Origin of the sequence: Parvimonas micra (genome assembly GCF_021300775.1) — a bacterium.
Classification (GTDB): domain Bacteria; phylum Bacillota; class Clostridia; order Tissierellales; family Peptoniphilaceae; genus Parvimonas.
In genome coordinates this window covers 1-21465 of sequence record NZ_JAJTJP010000001.1, presented here as the reverse complement: position 1 = coordinate 21465, position 21465 = coordinate 1, and the positions used below count along the sequence as shown (strand labels likewise).

The window sequence follows — 21465 nt, the reverse complement described above, 5'->3', positions numbered from 1 at the left end:
ATCACCCACTAACAACTTATGATAACATAAACAATACTTTTTTTCAATAATAACAAGTATTGAATACCCAAAAATCAAACAAAAAAGACAACTTATTAAAGCTGTCTTAAATATTTCTAGATTAATTTTTATACTTATAAATTGTCCAACCACTTTCTTCATCATTATGAACATAATTTTCATCTAAACCTAGTTCTTCAATATATTTTTTTGAATCAAATTCAGAATTACTATTATGATGTCTATATACATAATGAACTCCATTATAATTAAATTCAAAAGAAGTACTCGTCATTTTATTTTTAATAGGTTTTATATCTTTTATTTCTTCTTCATTACATTTTAGAATATTACATATATTTTTAAATACTTCTGATCCTGAATTAGAAATATATCTTTCATCAAATGCTCTTAATTCTTCTAAAGAATCAAATTCTTTTATATCTTCTATATCATATCTTCTAATATACATATTATCTAATTCTTTTAAATGACGAATGTAAAAAGTTTCCCACAAATTATCACGAACTATTTGTTCATGATATTCATCTTTTAGTAATTTTGAAAACTTAGAACTAAAATCTCTATTGAAAATTACATGTCCTAACATTATCCATGCATCTTTTCCTCCTATTGTTACACCTTTAATTCTATCATTCTCATCTAAATCTATACAGTATTCATCAGTTTCTCCCTCTTGATATACGGCGGAATAATATGCTCTAAAAACGTATTTTTCAAAAGGATTTTTTGGAAAATAATTATCTGAAGAACAAATATATGTGTTCTTTAATTTTTCAGTTACTAAAATTAAAGAGGAAGTATTATTAAATCTGTAATAATCATCATTAACCACTATATCTACATCGAATTTTTCAGCCAAATAAAACATCTTCTCTTTCATATAACCTACAACTAAAGTGATATCTTCAATTCCTGCTTCTTTTAGCTGTAAAATTTCTCTTTCGATTAATCTTTCTCCTTTTACATTTAAAAGACCTTTTGGACTCTCATAGCAAAGAGGAGCAAATCTTGAACTCATTCCCGCAGCCATTATAATTGCATTATCAACCTTATATGGCTCTAATTCAACAAAACCTTTATCTGTAATATTAAAATCTTTATCTATAATTTCATTATTTTTTAATTTTTCTAAAATTTCTTCAACTTTTTCTAAAGAAATTTTTGTATTATTTGAAATTTCCTCTTGAGTATATTCTTTATCTTGATTTTTAAATAAAAAATTTAAAATATCAAATTCCTGTAATGATAACATAAATACCTCCTTAATGCATCGACTTCAATTATAACATACAATATTCAAACGAACAAGAAAAAAGTTCTAAATATTATTTAGAACTTTTTATTACAGTTTGCTATTGTTGTTCTTTATATTTTTTTGCTTTTAATTTATATTTAATAGATCTTAATTTACTCTTCATAGCATTAAGTGTATCAAATAAAATCTTGTCTTTTGTAATTAACATAATCACAAAATAATATAGTACACAAGATACAATTATTGCAAATAGTCTAATTAATAATTGTAAATTTATAACCAATGAATATTTTAACAAATGGTTTATTCCATAAGTTATTCCAAAGAATGGTAATGCACATAGTATATATTTCATATATGATTTTAATATTTCATCAATAGGAATAATCTTCTTTTTAAGAATAAAGTAAACTTGAATTACCAATACTACAAATTCTGAAATCAATGTAGTATATACATAATATTCAGGTTGAATAATTTTCAATTTAAATAAAACTATATTTAAAATTAAGTTCATAAATCCACCTATAAAATAGAATGCAGTTATATTTTTTTCATATCCTCTTACAAATAAAACTTGATTTGCAAGAAGTTGATCCAAAGCCCACATAACTATTCTAAGCGAAAACAGTTTTAAAATAAAACCAGCTTCTAAATATTTTTCACCTGCATATATTAACATTACTTCATCAGAAACACAACACAATCCTATTCCCATTGGAATTACTAGGAATAAAAATGTCCTAGCAACTTGATTTAATAAATCACTATAATTATTTTCATCTCCACTTCCATAATAATATGAAAGTCTTGGAATACTTACCATAATTATTGAATAAACAACACTTGTTATAAGCTGTGCAATCGACAATGAAAATGTATAATATGAAACTGAAATTTTAGCATCTAATAATGAAAGCATAGCCCTATCCAAAGCCGTATAGAACATATATGAATTTGCTAATAATAACATTCCTAATAATGGTTTTATATGAATTAGAATGTCCTTTAATTCTATTTTTACAAAATTTACTTTTCTTTTTATAAAATAAAAACTTATTAAATAATTTATAAGATTTGTAATTGATAAAATAAAAGCATAATTAACAATATCATCAGCTTTTTTTACAAATACAAAAATCGAAACAAGCATTAGTACACGGATAAATAATGTCTTAAAAAGTATAAAACCGTAATTTTCAAAAGCCTCATTCATCCATTCTATAGTTACAAATTGCGTAAAAATTTGAATACTAAGTGCAAGATACAACATATACATATTAGAATTTACATTTAAAAGCATATATCCAATATACAAAATTCCAATACCTAAAGAACTTATAACATTTATAGAAAAAAGAACAGTAAAATTTTTACTTATTTCTTTCATATTATTTTTAACTCTACTTATCGAACGAATTCCATAGCTATAAATTCCAAATGCAGCAAATGGAATAAACAAATTTAATATAGAGTTCGCAATGTTGAATTCTCCATAAGCTTCCTTGCTTAAAATTCTAGCAAGGTATGGCCCTGTAATTAGAGGAAACAGAATATTAAAAACTCTAACTAAAATACTCGCTAAAGCATTTACTTTTATATTTTTTGCCATATTTAAAATTATTCTCCCTATTTTATTCTATAAGCATCTAATAGATGTGATTTATATTCAATTTCTGCATCAGAAGGCTTTTGCATATAATCTCCATAAAATTGAGTTAAAATCTTATCATAATTTTTAGGAGCTGGTACCAGCATATCCTCAAAAGGTAATTCTATCAACTCTTCATAAGTTCCTGTTTCAAAAACTTCCTTCATTCCAGTTTTATCAACTCCTACAGCAGCTTCATAAATCCCATTTTCATCAGAATATCTTTCTACAAGTTTTTGAATTTTCTTTGTAAAAAATCTTGGATTTACAAATGCCAACAAATGCCAAAAGACAACTCTGCAAAAATCTTTTATTCTGCTATCTTTATGAATTATATATTTTTTCTTTATGAAGCAAATATGTTTCAAAGTTACCATCAAATGCGCTTTTTTCACAAAATTTAAGTCATTAAATCTATCAACCGGAAAAACATCAACAAAAACATTGCTGTCTTTTCTATTTCTCTTTACACTATCTTCCAACAGAGTGTGCTTATCTATTACTACAAGAAAATTTTGAAAATACCAATCACTGTTGTCTTTAGATAAAATTGTATATCTGTCATTATTTTCTTCAATTACTGCCTTTTGAAATCTCTCATAATCCTCTCTATACATTGCAACATCAATATCATCATCCCAAGGAATAAAGCCTTTATGTCTTACAGCACCAAGCAATGTTCCATAACTTACAAAATATTTTATATTATATTTTTTACAAACATAGTCGATGAACTTTAAAATATCTAATTCATATTTTTTTAGTTCATCAACTGTTAGTCTCTCTTTCATCTTAATCTCCTAATCTACATAATAAGCTTTAATTTCATGAGGATATACTCTCTTTTCAACAGGTGGAAATTCCATATAATCTCCATAATATTTTCTTAAAATTTCATCGTAATTCTTTGGAGCAAAGAATTTGCAATCTTCAAAATCAAGCTCTATTAATTCTTCAAACGGATTATAGTCAAACACATCATCATATTTCCACTTTGAACAGCCTACAAGTCCTAAATACTTTCCATTTTCTTTGGAATAACTTTCAACAGCTTTTTTTATTTTTTTTGCAAAAAATCTTGGAGATACAGGTTTTAACATTACCCAGAAAAACAATCTTATAAAATCTTTCAGTTTGCTGTCTCCATACTGAATATTCTCTTTTTTTGAAAAAGATAAAAGCTTAAAACTTTCCAATTTATATGTTTTTTCAACTAAACTTAAATCATCAAAAAAGTCCATTGGAAAAATATCTATAAAAATTCCAGAATCATAAGTTTTATAATTTCTTTCATCTTCTATTTTTGTTTTTGAATCTATAACTTTTATAAAATTATTATAATACTTATCGCTTGATTCTAAAGACAATATCTTATATTTTCCATCATCTTTTGAAAAAAGCTCAATAAATTTTTCATAGTCTTTTCTGAACATACAAATATCTATATCATCATCCCATGGAATGAAGCCTTTATGTCTAACTGCTCCAATTAAAGTACCATAATTTATAAAATATTTTATATCATTTTTTTCACAAAAGTCGTGTACATATTTTAAAATTTCTAATTCTACAGATTTTATTTCGTCCATAGAAAGATATTTTATTTCCATTATTTATTTGCTCCTTTTTTATTCAAATCTTTTATAAGCAAAAATCTATACAATTTAACATTTATTTTTAATGCTAATGTTGCTAATCTTCTTCCTTTTCTAAAATTTGTATTTTTAAAAATTCTCCAAAAATTTCTTTTAAGAAAACTTAAAACTTGTCCATATTCAGAAATACTTTTATAATTTTCACTAATTAACATCTTATCAAATACTACAAAATATGAATAAGATTTTCTAAAAAATGCATAATTTAATAGAGAAGGTGTCTCTTCTTTTATATATTCATAGAATTTAGAATATATTTCAATACAATCCATATTCTTAATAGTATATGGTTTTGTTGTAATACTATTTTCTCTATGGAAATAATGATAATATGATTTTGTCGTAACTACATATTTTTTAGCATATTTTATAAGTTCAAAATGATAAAATGCATCTTCGTAAATCTTCCCAACTGGAAATGAAATATTCTTTGCAATTTCATAAGAAATAAGCTTATTACAAATTGTTCCTGGAATTTTCTGTCCAATAAAATATTCTTTTAAGAATTCTTCTTTTTCACAGCAAAAATAAAGCTCTTCGCTACATTGTGGAGCTTGTCTATCTGAATAAACATTTATAACACCACAAACCGAAACATCTGCTTCTTCTTTTTTTATATTCGTATAAAGCTCTTCAACCATGCCTTCATCAATATAATCATCTGAATCTATGAATAATACATATTTTCCAGTTGCAAATTTAATTCCATGATTTCTTGCACTTGAAAGTCCACCGTTTTCTTTTGTATAAAGTTTTGCCCTATCTTCTGATTCAACAAATTCTTTACATATACTCTCACTACTATCTGTAGCTCCGTCATTTACTATAATTATTTCTATATTTTTATATGTCTGATTTGAAATAGATTCAAGACATTTTTTTACGTACTTTTCTACATTGTATACGGGCACTATAATACTTATCTTGTCCATAACTCTCCTTATATATTAAAATTATATTTCAATGTTAATGTAAATTATACTATAAATATACAATATTTACAATTTTTCAAAAAAATAATGGAGATGTAAAATCTCCATGTTAATTTACTTCTCTTTTAATTTTGCAAATAAAATTCTTCTTGCAGTATTGTCATCAGGTGTTTTACAAGTTACAAGCATTAGAATTTTTGAATTTTTGTCAATTTTATCAACTTCAGATTTTGAAATATGTTTTGTCAATTCTTTTTTCATTGCTTCAACATCTTCGTTTCTTTTAGAAGTTAATTCATACAGTGAAGTATCTGGATCAACTAAGTCAACTCCTAAAATTTCATATTCCAATTTTCCTTTTTCTGTATAAACATAAACTGTCTTATTATTTTCTAGAAATGTTTTATCTTCAAATTTTCTTAAGTCATAGAATTTTGTTTTATCCCAAATATTATGTCCAAATATATAACTAATTCTATCAGTAAAATCAGCTTTATTATACATATCTAGGAAAAATGTTCCAGTTACAGGATAAGTATTTTTCTTAAAATCTCTCCATAGATAATAATCATTGTCTTTTCCCTGAACTACTGGCTCGTCAATATTAGTCCCTGGTACTTCCAACCAACCTATTGAATCTGAATTTAATTTTTTTAATTCCTCTAAATTAACTTCTTTTTTAGCATCAGCACTCTTTTCACTCACATTAAATACTGACTCTTTAAGATTGCTTAAATCTTTACCTGCTTTATATGAACCATAATAGTCTTTAATTATATTGGCAGATGAATATATAAATACTCCTAAACATATTACAAATAGTATATTCCAAAACCAATTTTTTGCTTTACTTTGTTTTTTCTTACGTTTCTTTACTACAATATCTTCTTTTTTCATCTATATTAAATCCTTTCATAAGTATAGAAAGTTAATTTAGGATTTTCATTTTTACCTTCTACTTTTTCAGCTACCTTCCATAACTTTTCGTCAATTTCTGGGAAATGACTATCAGCTTCTATTATTTCTTTTTCCTCATATTTTGTAATATACATTTTAGAACAATAACCTATCAATTGTTTGTAAATACTCATTCCACCACATACAAAGAACTTCTCATCTGGATTTTCTTTTACAAACTCAATTAAATCTTCTATGTTATTAAAAACTCTAACTCCTTCAAAAGAAAAATCACTTGTTGTTAAAACTATATTGTTTCTCTTTGGAAGAGGCTTAATTTTAAAACCATCAAAAGTTTTTCTTCCACAAATAACAGAATTTCCACAAGTTTTTTCTTTAAAAAAGTTCATATCTTCTTTTAGAAAATACAACAAATCATTATTTTTACCAATCGCATTACTCTTTTCAGTAATTGCTACTATTAAATATAAATTATCTAAAACCATATTTTTATCCTTTTTATTTTTTATTATTATTGTACTTTTATCACAAGGCATAAAGTTACAATAATTATACCATAACTGCATTTTGATAATCTTTTTATAGTTGTTATGGTGAAATTAATACAACTTTATCACAAGGCATAAAGTTATATTAATTATACCACATTTTTGATATATTTAAAAAAATTGGAGATTTTAATCTCCAATTTTTTAATTTGGTATGTGAATTAACTTTCCTTTTGCTTCTATTTCTTTTATCTCTATAAGTTTTAGTTTTACAACTTTTCCACTTTTATAATTGTCAGTTATTACTTCTCCAACCATTTCATACCATTTATCCTTTTCTGGATATTTTCCATCAGTTATATATTCAAAACCTATTACACTGTCATTATAACAGCATCCAGGTCCTTCTCTTAATATAGCATATATAACTTCTCCTGTATCTTTATCTTCAAATCTAACATTTTGGCCTGATATTCTAACCTTTTTTCCGATATACTCATCTTTATTTACATATATATCATTTACAAGAGCCAAAAATATTCCGTCAGAGATATTAATTATACCATCTTTTGACTCTGAATCTCTTTTTTCATTTAATTCTTTCTTAGTTAGTTCTTCTTTTTTTTCAGGCTGTTTATATTCATTATTTGTATCATTTTGATTTTGATGTCTTTCTATCTTGTAATCATCTGGATTTTGATTTTTGTCCGTTCCTGCATTTTTAGGATCTTCTTTTAAAGCAGTTTTTAAATCATTTTTATTTTCCTTGCTTTTTACAAAATTATTATTTTCTGTTTTCGCACAAGAACATAATAATAGACAAGATAAAATTAAACTCAATAATTTTTTATTCACTAATAAACCTCCTTACTATACAAGATAAAATAAAAAATACTAAATTAACTAATACAACACTAGCACCTGTTGGTGTTGAATAGATATATGATAGTGTTATACCTATAAATAATGCTGTTACTGAAACTATCACTGAGGATATTACAACAACTTTATAACTTCTAAAAATTCTCATCGAAGTCAAAGCTGGAAATATAATTAGGCAAGAAATTAGCATACTTCCCATAAATTTCATTCCAATAACTATTGTTACAGATATTAAAATTGTAACTAAAGTATTGTAAAGGCTTACATTTACTCCACTTGCTTTTGCAAAGTCTTCATCAATAGTAATAGTATATATTTTATTATACAATAAAATATATGAAATTAATACAACTATTCCTAATACAAAACTAATATACATATCACTTCTTTTCATTATCAATATGCTACCAAATAAGTAATTACAAACATCTACATTTAGTCCTTTTGTAACTGCCGTAAATGTTACTCCTATTGAAACGGAAATGCAACTTAAAATAGCAATAGATGTATCACTACTTATATTATATTTTTCGCCATATTTTAATAGTATAATCCCTGCAAAAATTACTATTGGCATTGTAAATTCCATTGGAGAAATATCAAAAGAAAGTGCTATCGAAAGTGCTGCAAATGAAACATTTGAAAGTCCTACTCCAATCATAGAGTATCTCTTTAAAACCAAAGTTATTCCAAGTAATGCAGAACTTATTGAAATTAAAAGTCCAACTATGATGGCTTTTACCATAAAGGGATAACTTAACATTTCTGAAATTAAACTAATCAAATTTTATTTCCCCCTTTTCAAAGTTTTCTAAAACATTCTCAATAACTTTATTTTCTTTTCCTAAAATTAAAGCTCTATTAGAATATTTAAAAGCCTCTTCATCATGACTTATCATCACAATAGTAAGTCCTTCTCTATTTAATTTTTCTAAAATTTCATACAACATTTTTCTAACTTTAATATCCAAAGAATTTGTTGGTTCATCTAAAAATATAATTTTATCTGATACACAAAGACATCTACAAAGTAAAACTCTCTGTCTTTGTCCAATTGACAGTGAGCTTATACTCTTGTCTTTAATATCCCAAAGGTCCAATTTTTTCAAATTTTCCTTAACAATTTCTCTATCCTTTGAATTATAGAAAAATTTAGAATATACTGCTCTAGAAGATAAAACAAATTCCCATATTGTTGATGGGAATTCTTTTTTTAATAAAACCTCTTGAGACATATATCCACAAATTTTAAAGTTCTTTTTTATTTCTCCCGTAGAAATATTTTTTAAACCCAAAATTCCTTTTAAAAGTGTTGACTTTCCAACACCGTTTTTCCCTAAAATGAGGAAAAAATCTCCCTCATCTACGGAAAAACTAAGATTATCAATAATTCTATTATTTTTGTAAAAAATTTCTAAATTTTCACAAACTAATATTTTGTCTTTCATTAATTAAGTCCTTCTTTTAGCGCCTCAATATTTTGCTTCATAAGATCTATATAAGTTACACCCTTATCAAATTCATCCTTTGTTACTGTGTGAATTGAATGTAAAAGTTTAACTTTTGCTCCCGAATCTTTTGCAACAGTTTCCGCCATTTCTCCTTTACCCATTTCTATACGATATACCACAGGAATTTTATTTGTTTTTACATAATCTACCATTTTTTTGATTTGTCCTGCACTAGCTGTTGATTCAACACTGCACGCAGAAAATAGTGCACGATATTCTAATCCTAAGTCTGCGAATAAATATCTAAATGGAAATCTATCAGCAACTACTACTTTTTTTATCTTTGCATTATCAACTACATTATGAAGTTCTTTATCTACTTCTTCTAATTGTTTTATATAATTTTTAGCATTTTCTTTATAGAATTCTGCATTTTCAGGGTCTTTTTCTACCAATGCATTAGTTATAGTATTAACCATTTTTATAGCATTCTTAGGTGAAGTCCAATAATGAGGATCTAATTCATCGTCATCATGGTCATGATTATGTTTTTCTTCTTTTTCATTTTTTTCATCATGATCATGATCATGTTTTTCATCTTTTTTATCATGGTCGTGATCATGGTCATGTTTCTCATCTTTTTCATCATGGTCGTGATCGTGGTCGTCTTTTTCTTCTTTATCGTCATGATCATGGTCATGTTCATGTTTCATGCCATCAACTGTTTCTTCCTCAAGTTGTTCAATTCCGTCAACTAATTTAACAACTTTTTTGTCTTTCATATCTATACTTTTTGTTAAAGTTTCAACCCATGTATCATGGTCTGTTCCACCATAAATAAAAACATTTGAACTTTCAACAGTTTTTATATCTTGAGGAGTAGGACTAAAAGAGTGCACATCAACCCCTGGTTTAATCAATAATTCTAAGTCTATTTTATCTTTTGCAATTGCTCTTGTTATATCATATTCTGGAAAAATTGTCGTAACAACTTTTAATTTATTTTTATTATTTTCTACTTTATCTGTTTTTTCAGTTTTAGCACTACAGCCTGTGAAAAATACCGCTCCTGCTAAAACTAAACCAAAGACTTTTTTTGAAATATTTTTCATATTTTACCCCCTATTTGAAAAATTTATATCCTTAAAAATTAGAATTTCTCTAATTATTTTATATTGTATCACAAAAAATAAAAAAAAACTAGCTAAATAAGAATAATTTTTATTTCCATTTATATTTTTTGTTATAATGCATATAAATAGTAAGCTTGATGATTTTACAGTTTTAATAATTTCTTATGCTAATAGCAAAAAAATATTAAAAGTGATATAATAACTATTAAAGTAAAAATTTTATAAGGAGAAAAATTATGAAAAGTATATTTGATAAACAGCATATGAAGTTTACACGAAAAAACGGAAGTATCTTAATAGTAAAAAAAGATGGTGTATCTTATGAAGATGCAAAAAATAGTAACAAAAATTTTGATATTTCATTCGATGAAATTTCATATATAATACCTATTAGCTATTGTAACTCTAATTCAAATTATATTTTAAGATTTGAAAAGAAAGATAAATCAACTCCAGTTGAATTTACATCAGATACTACAATAATTAATGGTTGTCATAATATTTTAGAAACCAAATCAATACTTATAGCTCACGCAGCATATAAACTTACAAAAGATTTCCCAAATAATCTTGACACTTTAGACATTGATTTAGCTCGTAGTTTGAAAGAAAAAGCTATTCGCCTCTCTAATGGAGTTATCTCCGGTGCAAAGCATAGCATAAATATTAATGACATTCGTAGGGTTCAATGTGTATCTAATGGAACAATTTCAAATCTTGGTATTTATAAAAGTGAAAAAAAGACTTTTTGGAATATTCCTGATATGAGAATTCCTTGTAATGAAATTACTTTGCCTTTAATTGAAGCGATTGTTACTAGAAACACTGGAAATGGAATTGATTTTTCTCGTGGTAACGGTTTTGACCAATCAAATTCCGGATTTATTGCAATTCGATATATGGATTCTGACTTTTTTGTTAATGAAGATGGAACTGTAGACAATGAATGGCAAAAACTAGCACGTGGTAGAATTATGTTTTATAATCATGATTTAAAAGATATATCAAATATATAATTTTTTGGAGGAATTTTATGAATAGAAATTTTAAGGAATACAATATTTCAATATTAGCAGATTTTTACGAATACACAATGGCTCAAGGTTATTTCAATGAAAATATGGAAAATAAAATTACATATTTTGATATTTTTTATAGAAATAATCCTGATAGTGCAAGTTATGCAATTTTTTCTGGACTAGAGCATTTAGTAAAAATTCTTAAATCAATGGAATTCAATGAAGAAGATATAGAATATTTCAAATCATTAAATACATTTGATGATAAATTTATAGATTTTTTAAAGAATTTTAAATTTGATTGTGATATTTGGTCTGTTCCTGAAGGGAGTGTTATCTTCCCTTACGAACCAATTATGACAGTTAGAGGAACTTCTGTTCAAGCTCAATTAATTGAAACTATTGCTCTATTAGTTATCAATCATGAAAGTTTGATAGCTACAAAATCAAATAGAATTAAAAGAGCTGCTAAAGGCAGAGCAGTTATGGAATTTGGTGCAAGACGTGCACAAGGAGTTGATGCATCTGTATATGGAGCAAAAGCTGCATATATTGCAGGTGTTGATGGAACTTCAAATGTTCTAACAGGAAAATTATTTAATATTCCAGTGCTTGGAACAATGGCTCATTCATGGGTTCAAATGTTTGATACCGAATTAGATGCATTTAAAGCATTTTCAAAATCATTCCCTAATAACTGTGTTTTACTTGTTGATACTTATAACACTTTACAATCCGGTGTTCCAAACGCAATAAAAACTTTTGATGAAGTTTTAAAACCTATGGGAATTAGACCAAAAGGTATTAGACTTGATAGTGGTGATTTAGCATATCTTTCAAAACAAGCTAGAATTATGCTAGATGAAGCTGGATATGAAGATGTCCAAATTGTAGTTTCAAATTCACTTGATGAATATACTATTAGAGATTTATTACATCAAGGTGCAATGATTGATTCATTTGGTATTGGAGAAAGACTTATAACATCAAAAACTAATCCAGTTTTTGGTGGTGTTTATAAATTAGTTGCAGTTGAAGAAAACGGAAAAATAATTCCAAAAATTAAAGTTTCAGAAAATGTTGATAAAATAACAACTCCTGGAGTTAAAAAATTATATAGAATATATGATAAAAAAACAATGAAAGCTGAAGCTGATTTAATTACATTATTCGACGAAAAAATTGATGAAACTAAACCTATTTCAATCTTCCACCCTATTTATACTTGGAAGACAACGACTTATGAAGACTATATTTTAAGACCTATGTTAAAACAAATCTTCAAGTCTGGAGAATTAGTTTATGAATTACCTGATATAGAAGAAATTAGAGGATATTGTAAAAGTGAAGTTGAAAGTCTTTGGGATGAGTTTAAAAGATTTGATAACCCTCACATTTACAAAGTTGACCTTTCTAAAAATCTTTGGGAATTAAAAAATAATTTATTAAATGAAACTGTAAAAATATCTAAAAAAAAATAGAGTGATTTATTCACTCTATTTTTTTTATAATCTTTTTAATAGTTTCTTAAATAATATTCTATCTATTATATATGAAATTATTCCTGTAAGTATAATCAAACCTAAATTAGCTAAAACTATTGGAATCAATTTTTGGTTCATCTTTACCATTTTTACAGTTAAAAATATCAGTATTCCATATAATCCATAATTTATTAAAATTGAAACAAATACGTTAATTTGACCTGAACCACCATTTAATGCTTCCTTAGGTGTTTTCCAATCAAAATATGGATTCACTAATCCTAAAATCATATTTAAACTACCACTTACAAAGAAAGTTAACATCATTCCTAAAATAATCGCTACATAAACAAGAGGATTAAAAACATAAATAATCATTGAAAGTAATATTACAATAGTTGCTGTTGCAAAATGTAATACTTGGCAAGCAAATATTCTTGATATTAAATGTGTATCCACACTTATTGGCGCAGATGCTAATACCCAGAACGCTTTTCCTTCTCTTGAAACTGAGCTTGTTGTAAGTGAAGATAGTCCAAAGAACAATCCTAAAACAGCACCAGCAGCAAGTGAAATGGCTAATAAGTTAGTTAATGTATTATTTGAAACAAATATATTTATAGCTAAAACTAATTGTGATTTATATTGAATTCCATAATAAATTCCAACTCCTCCAAAAATCACTAACATTAAATCAATTAAAAATATTTGCATAAAAAATGTTGGAGTAGTTATAATTTCTTTTAACTCCTTTTTAAATAACACAAACCATTTATATTGTCTAGATTGTGCAACACCTTGTTTTTTTCTCTTTTCAATAACTGATTTACTTTCTTTTGAAACAACATTTACACTTCTTAAAATAGATAAATAATTTCTTTCAGCTAAGAATTTTAATAATAGTGCTAATACAATACAAATAGCTAATCCTATTGATAAATTTGTAATTGATGTTATTAAATCATTTGAAAGTATAATTTTCTTTATCCAGATTACAAAGAAGAAAATTGATGAAAGTTTATTTTCAAAATCTACAACAAACTTACTAATATTTATTCCTAAAGCTGGATTTGATGCAGCTTGTGTAAATATCATATAGATTACAAATAGACCAACCATAAATATACCATAGATTAGTTTTAAAAATCTATTAAATAATTTACTTGTTTTTAATAGTTTACCAAAAAATATTATTATAACTCCTGTTATTAAAATTGTTTCTAAATCTAAAATCATTAAACCTATGAAACTAAAAATATAGAAGTCTAATCCCTTTCCAACAGTATATCCTGTTACTCCAATAGCTATTGAAAACATTATAAAAAATGATACATAAAATGTTATTGCTAATGAGTATATTCTAGCTAAAAAGATGTCACTACCTGAAATAGGTAATGATAGTAATATTTCTGTTTCATTATTTTTTTCAATAAACACAAATGCTGTTGCCAATGATAAAAATAATGTAAATATAAAAACACCTACTGATATACTTGTAATACTAGCTCTTCCAAGTGGACTTTGAAAATTCCTAGCTATAAATTCTCCCACTTTAGGAGCTCCATAAATAAATAATACTAGAAATACTAGTATACCTGCGATTCCTTGAAAACTTGCAGCTTTTTTGCCTTTTGTTTTTAAATTTTGTTTTATAGATAAAATTGCAAAAAAATCAATTGAAACAAAATATTTTATTAAAGTTAATAATTTAGATTTATTCATTTTCTGTCAACTCCAAGAATATTTTTTCTAAATCTTCATTTGAATTATCTTTAGTTTTTAATTCAGATAATTTTCCACAAAATGCAATTTTTCCTTTATTAATGATTACTAATTTATCACAGATTTTTTCAGCAACTTCCATTACATGTGTTGAAAAGATTACTGTATTTCCCGAATCTGCAAATTCCCTTAAAATTGTCTTTAAATTGAAAGAAGTTTTAACATCCAAACCAACCATTGGTTCATCAAGAATTAATACCTTAGGAGAAGTAATTAACGCTCCAATCAAAACTAATTTTTGACGCATACCATGTGAATAACTTTCAATTGTACTGTAAATTGCATCTCCTAACTCTAATTTTCTGTTGTATTCTTCAATTTTTTCTTTTCTTACTTTTTCATCTATTCCATAAATATCTGCTATGAAATTCAAATACTTTATGCCTGTCATTTTTGTATAGATATCTGGATTATCAGGAACATAGCTTATCATTTCTTTAACTTTTATAGAATCTTCTAAAGTATCAACTCCATTAACTGTAATTTTTCCTTCAGATTGTTCTAAAATACCAACTAGCATTTTTAAACTAGTACTCTTACCAGCACCATTAGGTCCTAAAAAGCCAAAAATTTCTCCCTCTTCAATTTTAAAGCTAATATTATCAACAGCTTTAACACCTTTAGAATAAACTTTTGTAACGTTTTTAAACTCAATCATTTAAATTTCCTCCTTCTATATTTCAATACTTTTTACATTATTTAATAAAAACTATCTGTTATAATTCTATCATATTATTTAATAAAAAATCAAATTTAATCATTTAACCAATTAATATCTTTTAATTTATCTTTCTTTATTCTAAAAATTCCTCTATATGGCTGTTCCAAATATACATATTTATCATCTGAATATTTTTTTGATTTATAAATATAAAATTTTGAATTGTTATTTTTAGAGTCTTTATGATTTAAACTTATTATAAAATATTTATCTACATTAGTAGGCTCATCTGATATAGATGATTGCTTAGTCTTTGTTGCAGATGATACTGAATCTATAAAATTATTTATATCTTCTTCTTTGTCTATATTAACAATATCTCGTTCTTCTTTTTTTTCTTTTAATACTTCGGTTACTTTAATATTTTCTAAATCTTTTGATTTTGGCAATTCAATTTTTTTCTTACTACAAGCAGTTAATCCTATCAAAAGTAAAATAAATATTGAATATTTTTTTAATTTTTTCATATACTACTTACTCCTTGAATCTCCAGTTTTGTAATTTATTTCTATATTAGGTTGGACATTGAAACAATAAACATTAAACTTAATAGCTTTTCCGTTATCTTCAATTGACATTGCTTCAATCTGAACACCTCTAGCAACTAATTCATTACCAACGAAGATTGGGGTTACTCTATATCTAACATGATTATTTGTTTCTTTTACATAGTCAGCAACCATATTTTCAAAAGGTAGCATGCCTTTTGTATTCAAATATCTAGTTCCAGTTATTAAATTTCTTTTATTTGCATTTTCACCTGCAAGTTGAAATCCAATAAGATGGCAACGATTATATAAATTTCCACCTTCTATTCCATTATACTTTACAGACTTCCATCCAGTCGGCTTTACTGAAGAAATATTTTCTCTTTTTAAAGTTGGCATAATATCTTGACCAATTATAGAATCAGCAGTTCCACATCTTTTTAAGTTATCTAATTCCGCATATTTTTCAAAAGATTTTGGTACTAACTCACTTTTGTCAAAATTAGGTTCATTATTATTTATAACTACATAAGGCTTACCAGAATATTCTGGTAAATTATTTACATCTAGTCCAACTATATTATTTGTAGTTTTATTCTTATTTGATATCTCTTTATAATAAAGATATCCAGCCACAACAGTAATAATTGCTAATAGTATAGTTAGAATTATCTTTAAATTTTTATTATTAATTTTAATAGTATAATTCATATCAATCTTCCTTTACATATCTTATTCTTGTAATTTCATCATGACTTTTTCCTTTAAATTCAACCTTTTCATTTTCTTTCCAAATATTTTTTAAATGCTCTTCAAAAATTTTATCAAAAGGATAATCTCTATTCCAAAAATAACAGATTATTTCGTCAGTATATGGTAAAAATTTATCTAAATAATCGCCTTCATATAAAAATACTGCATCATTATTTATTTCAGTATTTTCATTTATTATTTCAAAATTAAATGCATAATCTTTATATAAATCATAGCTGTTTTCAGATACATAAAGTTTTTTATCTTCTATTAGTTCAAAAAGATTTTTTCTTTGTAATTCGTCTTGGCTTTGCCTTTTACCAAAAAAACTAATTCCGTTATTTTTATCTAAACAAACTACTAATTTCATTTATTTTTCTTCTCACTCCTTAAAATCTTGAAAAATTCTTGCAGTATTTCTAAACACTCTTTTTCTAAAACTTTGGTTTCTATAATTGACTTATGATTCATTTCTTGTCTATCAAGTACATTTTCTATAGAACCACAAAAACCTCTTTTTGGATCCATTGTACCTATAACCACTCTCTTAATCCTACTGTTTACAATTGCCCCTGCACACATACAGCATGGTTCAAGAGTTACAAAAATTTCAGTATCTTCAAGTCTAAAATCACCGAGTTTTTTTCCCGCTTTATTAATTGCAATAATTTCTGCGTGATATACTCCACTTTTTTTGCTTAAAACTTGATTGTGTCCTCTTGAAATTATCTTATCATTCTTTACAATAACACAACCTACAGGAACTTCCCCTTTTTTATAAGCTTTTTTTGCCTCTTTCAAAGCAAAATCCATAAAATATTCATCTCTATTCATAAAACTTATCCAAATCAAAAATTACATAATTTTCAAGTTTATCCAAATTATCAACTATTGGATTACCTGCTTTTTTTAATACAGCAAAAATTCTATTCTCTTCAAAAAGAGAAATTAATTTTTTGCAATAATCAATTAAATGTCCTTCCTTGTTTCCTATTTCATCAAATACTAAAATATCATTATTTTTGAAATCTTCCATGAACTCATAACTTTTTTTTAAGAAAACATCATCATAAAATTTCATATCACTTACTCTTTCTCCAATAATAAATCTCTTATCAGTTCCATATCTAAAAAGTTCAATTCTAAATTTATCTGTGATGACAAGCTCGGTCATAATACCATCTATTTTCGAATTTTTATAGTATTTTTTGATAAAAGCATCTAAAAGAGTACTTTTACCTACCTTTATATTTCCTGTTATTAAAATGTGATTTTTTCCGTTATCTAGTTCTCTCAATTTTTCGACAAGAAAATCTAAATCTTTAAAATTCATCATATAAAATCTCCATTAAATATAGACCATTTGGACTTAACGTTACTCCTGCTTTAGTCCTATCTTCGCTATCTAAAATTCTTTCAAGTTCATCTTCTCTAATCAATCCTCTACCAATATCAACCAAAGTTCCTACCATTATTCTAACTTGATTTCTAATGAAGCTTTGTCCTTTAATTAAAAATATTAAATCATTATTTTCTTTATAAATTTCAAAAGACTTAATCTCCCTAACAGGATTAGTATTACCAGTTCTTGGTCCCATAAATGCTTTAAAACTCTTTTTACCAATAAAATATTCTTTAGCTCTTTTCATTTTTTCAATATCTAAAGGATATGGAAAATTAGCTTTATAATTATAGTATATTGGATCCATAACTTCATCCAAATTTAAAATATATTTATATGTCTTCATCTTTGCATCAAATCTTGAATGAAATTCTTCAGAAACCTCTTTTGAATCCAGTACTCTTACTCCAATTGGTAAAAAGTGATTTAATGCAGTTTTAAAATTCAAAACTCCAACATTGCTATCAGTATAAAAATTAATAATATGTCTTAGAGAATGAACTCCTCTATCAGTTCGTCCTGCTGAAATAATATTTATATCATCGCCTGTTATTTTTTTCAAGGCATTCTCAATCTCTCCTTGAACAGTTACAACATCTTCTTGCTTTTGAAAGCCGAAAAACAAACTTCCATCATAACTAACTGTGAGCATTATATTTCTCATAATTCAACTCCATTACTATATTCTTCTAGAATATTATTTTATCATAATATTATTGATAAGTACAATTATTTAGTTGTAATAAAAAAAGACTTTTACTAAAAAGTAAAAGTCTAAATTTACATAAGTGGTGCAAATAACCTCAATAGTGATTGTAAGATTCTTGTTATTAAATTTCTAGATTTAACCCACTCAGGTGTTATCTTTAATGACTGTTTTAATGTATTTTCAAAATCTTCTTTTACATCAGTAATTATTGGTGCTCCATAAGTCCAAACAGCACATTCAAAGTGAAGATACAAACTTCTATAATCAAGATTGATACTACCAATTACTACAAATTCATCATCACAAATACAGTTTTTCGCATGAATAAATCCTTTTTCGAATTCATAAATTTTAACTCCATTTTCAACAAGATTTTTATAAAAAGACCTTGTAAGTAAATGAACATATTTTTTATCAGGAATATGAGGAGTTATGATTCTTACATCAACACCAGATTTTGCAGCACTTATTAAAGCTTTTTCCATTTCCCAAGTTATGATTAAATATGGGGATGTAATATAAATATATCTATTAGCACGTCTAATCATATTTATATACATATTTTCACCTATAGATTCTTGTATAGGGGTTTCAGTAAATGGAATAACAACTCCCAATTCTTTCTTTATAGTAGCTGTTTCTTCGCTTTTATTCTTATCATACAAAGTTGCAATATCTGTATTCTCACCAGTTGAATAATCCCAAAGAGATATAAACATATTTATAAATTGCCAAACCGCATGACCTTCAATTCTTAATACTGAGTCTTTCCAATAACCATATTTTTCAATTAAATTAATATACTCATCAGCAATATTAATTCCTCCAGTATATCCAACTCTTCCATCAATTATTGTCATTTTTCTATGAGTTCTATTATTATGTTTTGGTAGAATAATTCCTTTTATAGGATTAAATTCTACAACTTTTATACCAAAACTTCTAATTTCTTCAATTTTTTTATTAGATAGAGTTAGAATGCTCCCAACATCATCTAAAATAATTCTTACATCTACACCTTTTTCAACTTTTTCTTTAAAAATTTCTAAAATTGAATCTAAGAAAAAACCTTCTGATATTATAAAATATTCCATAAAAATAAACTTTTCAGCAGTTCTTAAATCATTCAAATAATCTTCAAAACTTTCTTCACCAGAACCATAGTACTTAGTATCTGTATTAAAAAATATAGGACTACCAGCTACAGAATTTATATATTTTACTTGTCTATACACATTCATATCCGAATCAGTTAAATTCTCAATGTCATAGTCTTTTGAAAGATCCATAGAATCTTTAAACTTAATTGAAAATCCGTAAAGTCTCTTCTTAATAGATTTCAAAAGTCTTTTCTCACCAAAAGTTAAATATATAAATCCACCTAAAAATGGTATTACAATTACAATTAATATCCAGGTTATTTTAAAAGCAGGATTTATATTATCATTTACTATAATAAAAGTAAAAATCATTCCAACTATTAAATTCAAACTGTACAAGTAAATAAAATATCTACTAAAATACATTAAAAATACTGCTAAGAAAGCCAGCTGGAGTAATACCATACAAAATATGAAAAAAATCCTACTAAAAATAAAATTAAAAAATTTTTTCATTATATCTCCTATGTAAAATAAATTTGTAAATAAAAAGTACATTCTTAAATGTACTTTTTTGGCGTTCCTGGCGGGAATCGAACCCACAACGGTCCCTTAGGAGGGGACTGTTATATCCATTTAACTACAAGAACATAAGAAAAGAATGCTATGAGCTTTCTTTTAACTTTTTAAATTCTTCTCTTTCCATCTTAGAGAAAATACAACCACAATAATCTTGCCTATACATTCCAAACATTAATGAAAGTTCAACACTTCTCTTATATCCATTCTTTTTCTTAAAATCAGATGGAAGATGTTTCACTCCAACTTCATCAGCAACTCTTTGTCCAATTTCATTTAAAATTTGTGAATTTTTATGAGGACTTATAGTTAAAGTAGTTGTGAAATAATCAAAATTTTCTGTTTTTGCTAAAATTGCAGCCTCTCTAAGTCTGAGTTCATAACAATTATGGCAACGAACAGATCCCTCTTTCATCTTTTCCATTCCCTTAACAGTTTTATAAAATCTATCTACATCATATTTACCAACAACCATATCTATTGGATACTTTCCGTTAATTTTTTCTATTAGTTTTCTTTGTTCTTCAACTCTGAAAAAATATTCTTCCTTTGGATAAATATTTGGATTGTAGTAAAAAATTGTAATTCTAAAATAATTTGACAAATACTCAAGACAATAGCTACTACAAGGTCCACAACAAGAATGTAGTAGAAGAGTTGGTGCATAATTATTTTTTTCATTTTCTTTTATTATATTGTCCAATAATAACTGATAATTCTCTTTCATATCTGCCTCCTTACTGTTTAATTTTATCATAAATAATCTCTAAAATCAAATTATAAACTCCATAAATATAGTTATTTACTAATTTATACAATAAAAAAAGAATAATCTTTCGATTATTCTTATGGTTGCGGGAGCAGGATTTGAACCTACGACCTTCGGGTTATGAGCCCGACGAGCTACCAAACTGCTCCATCCCGCGATATAAAAAAAAAGACTGGTGCCGAGGACCGGAATCGAACCGGTACGATGAGTTAACATCGCAGGATTTTAAGTCCTGTGCGTCTGCCAGTTCCGCCACCCCGGCACATTGGC

The 21465-nt window shown here is 26.1% G+C and carries 23 protein-coding genes and 3 tRNA genes; 2 read left to right on the top strand and 24 right to left on the bottom strand.

What is annotated here, in order from left to right:
- Nucleotides 1-121: 121 nt before the first annotated feature.
- From LW893_RS00130 to LW893_RS00080, 11 genes are all read right to left on the bottom strand, one after another.
- Complete coding sequence (locus LW893_RS00130) at nucleotides 122-1276, bottom strand: NTP transferase domain-containing protein (protein ID WP_233055209.1); 1155 nt, start codon at nucleotides 1274-1276, stop codon at nucleotides 122-124.
- 100 nt (nucleotides 1277-1376) lie between these two features.
- Nucleotides 1377-2891 (bottom strand): oligosaccharide flippase family protein, encoded by a 1515-nt coding sequence (locus tag LW893_RS00125; protein WP_233055208.1) that lies wholly within the window; start codon nucleotides 2889-2891, stop codon nucleotides 1377-1379.
- Nucleotides 2892-2908: 17 nt separating this feature from the next.
- Complete coding sequence (locus tag LW893_RS00120; RefSeq protein ID WP_233055207.1) at nucleotides 2909-3721, bottom strand: LicD family protein; 813 nt, start codon at nucleotides 3719-3721, stop codon at nucleotides 2909-2911.
- A 9-nt stretch (nucleotides 3722-3730) separates the two neighbouring features.
- Nucleotides 3731-4540 carry a LicD family protein gene (locus LW893_RS00115; protein ID WP_233055206.1) on the bottom strand — a complete coding sequence of 270 codons (810 nt, stop codon included), beginning with the start codon at nucleotides 4538-4540 and terminating at the stop codon, nucleotides 3731-3733.
- Nucleotides 4540-5517, bottom strand: coding sequence for a glycosyltransferase family 2 protein (locus tag LW893_RS00110; protein ID WP_233055205.1), 978 nt, complete (start codon nucleotides 5515-5517; stop codon nucleotides 4540-4542). Before LW893_RS00110 ends, LW893_RS00115 begins: the two co-directional genes overlap by 1 nt.
- Nucleotides 5518-5631: 114 nt before the next feature.
- Nucleotides 5632-6414 carry a class B sortase gene (gene srtB / locus LW893_RS00105; protein WP_233055204.1) on the bottom strand — a complete coding sequence of 261 codons (783 nt, stop codon included), beginning with the start codon at nucleotides 6412-6414 and terminating at the stop codon, nucleotides 5632-5634.
- 5 nt (nucleotides 6415-6419) lie between these two features.
- Nucleotides 6420-6920: a dihydrofolate reductase gene (locus tag LW893_RS00100; protein ID WP_233055203.1), complete on the bottom strand. Its 501-nt coding sequence runs from the start codon at nucleotides 6918-6920 to the stop codon at nucleotides 6420-6422.
- Between the two features lie 207 nt (nucleotides 6921-7127).
- Nucleotides 7128-7778 (bottom strand): DUF1980 domain-containing protein, encoded by a 651-nt coding sequence (locus tag LW893_RS00095; protein ID WP_233055202.1) that lies wholly within the window; start codon nucleotides 7776-7778, stop codon nucleotides 7128-7130.
- A complete protein-coding gene (locus LW893_RS00090) occupies nucleotides 7771-8589 on the bottom strand; it encodes a metal ABC transporter permease (protein WP_233055201.1) in 819 nt (272 codons plus the stop codon). The genes LW893_RS00095 and LW893_RS00090 overlap by 8 nt, the downstream gene beginning before the upstream one ends.
- Nucleotides 8582-9253, bottom strand: coding sequence for a metal ABC transporter ATP-binding protein (locus LW893_RS00085; protein WP_233055200.1), 672 nt, complete (start codon nucleotides 9251-9253; stop codon nucleotides 8582-8584). The genes LW893_RS00090 and LW893_RS00085 overlap by 8 nt, the downstream gene beginning before the upstream one ends.
- Nucleotides 9253-10368 carry a metal ABC transporter substrate-binding protein gene (locus LW893_RS00080; protein WP_233055199.1) on the bottom strand — a complete coding sequence of 372 codons (1116 nt, stop codon included), beginning with the start codon at nucleotides 10366-10368 and terminating at the stop codon, nucleotides 9253-9255. Before LW893_RS00080 ends, LW893_RS00085 begins: the two co-directional genes overlap by 1 nt.
- A 257-nt stretch (nucleotides 10369-10625) precedes the next feature.
- On the opposite strand from LW893_RS00080, the gene LW893_RS00075 reads away from it, so the two are divergent.
- Nucleotides 10626-11405 carry a hypothetical protein gene (locus LW893_RS00075; protein ID WP_233055198.1) on the top strand — a complete coding sequence of 260 codons (780 nt, stop codon included), beginning with the start codon at nucleotides 10626-10628 and terminating at the stop codon, nucleotides 11403-11405.
- A gap of 17 nt (nucleotides 11406-11422) precedes the next feature.
- The gene (locus LW893_RS00070; protein ID WP_233055197.1) at nucleotides 11423-12889 is read left to right on the top strand and encodes a nicotinate phosphoribosyltransferase; all 1467 of its coding nucleotides are present in this window, start codon (nucleotides 11423-11425) and stop codon (nucleotides 12887-12889) included.
- A gap of 24 nt (nucleotides 12890-12913) precedes the next feature.
- Here the strand turns inward: LW893_RS00070 and LW893_RS00065 are convergent, their stop codons facing one another.
- From LW893_RS00065 to LW893_RS00005, 13 genes are all read right to left on the bottom strand, one after another.
- A complete protein-coding gene (locus LW893_RS00065; protein ID WP_233055196.1) occupies nucleotides 12914-14614 on the bottom strand; it encodes a hypothetical protein in 1701 nt (566 codons plus the stop codon).
- A complete protein-coding gene (locus LW893_RS00060; RefSeq protein ID WP_233055195.1) occupies nucleotides 14607-15332 on the bottom strand; it encodes an ABC transporter ATP-binding protein in 726 nt (241 codons plus the stop codon). Before LW893_RS00060 ends, LW893_RS00065 begins: the two co-directional genes overlap by 8 nt.
- A 95-nt stretch (nucleotides 15333-15427) precedes the next feature.
- Complete coding sequence (locus tag LW893_RS00055; protein ID WP_233055194.1) at nucleotides 15428-15862, bottom strand: DUF5301 domain-containing protein; 435 nt, start codon at nucleotides 15860-15862, stop codon at nucleotides 15428-15430.
- Nucleotides 15863-15865: 3 nt separating this feature from the next.
- On the bottom strand, nucleotides 15866-16594 hold the full coding sequence (locus LW893_RS00050; RefSeq protein ID WP_233055193.1) for a DNA/RNA non-specific endonuclease: 729 nt from the start codon (nucleotides 16592-16594) through the stop codon (nucleotides 15866-15868).
- Between the two features lies 1 nt (nucleotide 16595).
- The gene (locus LW893_RS00045; RefSeq protein ID WP_233055192.1) at nucleotides 16596-17006 is read right to left on the bottom strand and encodes a hypothetical protein; all 411 of its coding nucleotides are present in this window, start codon (nucleotides 17004-17006) and stop codon (nucleotides 16596-16598) included.
- A complete protein-coding gene (gene tadA / locus LW893_RS00040; RefSeq protein WP_233055191.1) occupies nucleotides 17003-17470 on the bottom strand; it encodes a tRNA adenosine(34) deaminase TadA in 468 nt (155 codons plus the stop codon). The genes LW893_RS00045 and tadA overlap by 4 nt, the downstream gene beginning before the upstream one ends.
- Nucleotides 17463-17972 (bottom strand): nucleoside-triphosphatase, encoded by a 510-nt coding sequence (locus LW893_RS00035; RefSeq protein WP_233055190.1) that lies wholly within the window; start codon nucleotides 17970-17972, stop codon nucleotides 17463-17465. The genes tadA and LW893_RS00035 overlap by 8 nt, the downstream gene beginning before the upstream one ends.
- Nucleotides 17959-18702 carry a tRNA pseudouridine(38-40) synthase TruA gene (gene truA, locus LW893_RS00030; protein WP_233055189.1) on the bottom strand — a complete coding sequence of 248 codons (744 nt, stop codon included), beginning with the start codon at nucleotides 18700-18702 and terminating at the stop codon, nucleotides 17959-17961. Before truA ends, LW893_RS00035 begins: the two co-directional genes overlap by 14 nt.
- A gap of 116 nt (nucleotides 18703-18818) precedes the next feature.
- Nucleotides 18819-20363: a cardiolipin synthase gene (gene cls / locus LW893_RS00025; protein WP_233055188.1), complete on the bottom strand. Its 1545-nt coding sequence runs from the start codon at nucleotides 20361-20363 to the stop codon at nucleotides 18819-18821.
- Between the two features lie 59 nt (nucleotides 20364-20422).
- Nucleotides 20423-20497: transfer RNA gene (locus LW893_RS00020), tRNA-Arg, on the bottom strand.
- 14 nt (nucleotides 20498-20511) lie between these two features.
- Nucleotides 20512-21153 (bottom strand): epoxyqueuosine reductase QueH, encoded by a 642-nt coding sequence (locus tag LW893_RS00015; RefSeq protein ID WP_233055187.1) that lies wholly within the window; start codon nucleotides 21151-21153, stop codon nucleotides 20512-20514.
- Nucleotides 21154-21275: 122 nt separating this feature from the next.
- Nucleotides 21276-21352, bottom strand: a tRNA-Met gene (locus LW893_RS00010).
- 16 nt (nucleotides 21353-21368) lie between these two features.
- Nucleotides 21369-21457 (bottom strand) — tRNA-Leu (locus LW893_RS00005).
- Nucleotides 21458-21465 lie beyond the last annotated feature (8 nt).

Coding starts and splice junctions, on each gene's coding strand:
- LW893_RS00130 (WP_233055209.1), bottom strand. CDS start 1,276: ATGTTATCATTACAGGAATTTGATATTTTAAATTTTTTATTTAAAAAT.
- LW893_RS00125 (WP_233055208.1), bottom strand. CDS start 2,891: ATGGCAAAAAATATAAAAGTAAATGCTTTAGCGAGTATTTTAGTTAGA.
- LW893_RS00120 (WP_233055207.1), bottom strand. CDS start 3,721: ATGAAAGAGAGACTAACAGTTGATGAACTAAAAAAATATGAATTAGAT.
- LW893_RS00115 (WP_233055206.1), bottom strand. CDS start 4,540: ATGGAAATAAAATATCTTTCTATGGACGAAATAAAATCTGTAGAATTA.
- LW893_RS00110 (WP_233055205.1), bottom strand. CDS start 5,517: ATGGACAAGATAAGTATTATAGTGCCCGTATACAATGTAGAAAAGTAC.
- srtB (WP_233055204.1), bottom strand. CDS start 6,414: ATGAAAAAAGAAGATATTGTAGTAAAGAAACGTAAGAAAAAACAAAGT.
- LW893_RS00100 (WP_233055203.1), bottom strand. CDS start 6,920: ATGGTTTTAGATAATTTATATTTAATAGTAGCAATTACTGAAAAGAGT.
- LW893_RS00085 (WP_233055200.1), bottom strand. CDS start 9,253: ATGAAAGACAAAATATTAGTTTGTGAAAATTTAGAAATTTTTTACAAA.
- LW893_RS00080 (WP_233055199.1), bottom strand. CDS start 10,368: ATGAAAAATATTTCAAAAAAAGTCTTTGGTTTAGTTTTAGCAGGAGCG.
- LW893_RS00075 (WP_233055198.1), top strand. CDS start 10,626: ATGAAAAGTATATTTGATAAACAGCATATGAAGTTTACACGAAAAAAC.
- LW893_RS00070 (WP_233055197.1), top strand. CDS start 11,423: ATGAATAGAAATTTTAAGGAATACAATATTTCAATATTAGCAGATTTT.
- LW893_RS00065 (WP_233055196.1), bottom strand. CDS start 14,614: ATGAATAAATCTAAATTATTAACTTTAATAAAATATTTTGTTTCAATT.
- LW893_RS00060 (WP_233055195.1), bottom strand. CDS start 15,332: ATGATTGAGTTTAAAAACGTTACAAAAGTTTATTCTAAAGGTGTTAAA.
- LW893_RS00055 (WP_233055194.1), bottom strand. CDS start 15,862: ATGAAAAAATTAAAAAAATATTCAATATTTATTTTACTTTTGATAGGA.
- LW893_RS00050 (WP_233055193.1), bottom strand. CDS start 16,594: ATGAATTATACTATTAAAATTAATAATAAAAATTTAAAGATAATTCTA.
- LW893_RS00045 (WP_233055192.1), bottom strand. CDS start 17,006: ATGAAATTAGTAGTTTGTTTAGATAAAAATAACGGAATTAGTTTTTTT.
- tadA (WP_233055191.1), bottom strand. CDS start 17,470: ATGAATAGAGATGAATATTTTATGGATTTTGCTTTGAAAGAGGCAAAA.
- LW893_RS00035 (WP_233055190.1), bottom strand. CDS start 17,972: ATGATGAATTTTAAAGATTTAGATTTTCTTGTCGAAAAATTGAGAGAA.
- truA (WP_233055189.1), bottom strand. CDS start 18,702: ATGAGAAATATAATGCTCACAGTTAGTTATGATGGAAGTTTGTTTTTC.
- cls (WP_233055188.1), bottom strand. CDS start 20,363: ATGAAAAAATTTTTTAATTTTATTTTTAGTAGGATTTTTTTCATATTT.
- LW893_RS00015 (WP_233055187.1), bottom strand. CDS start 21,153: ATGAAAGAGAATTATCAGTTATTATTGGACAATATAATAAAAGAAAAT.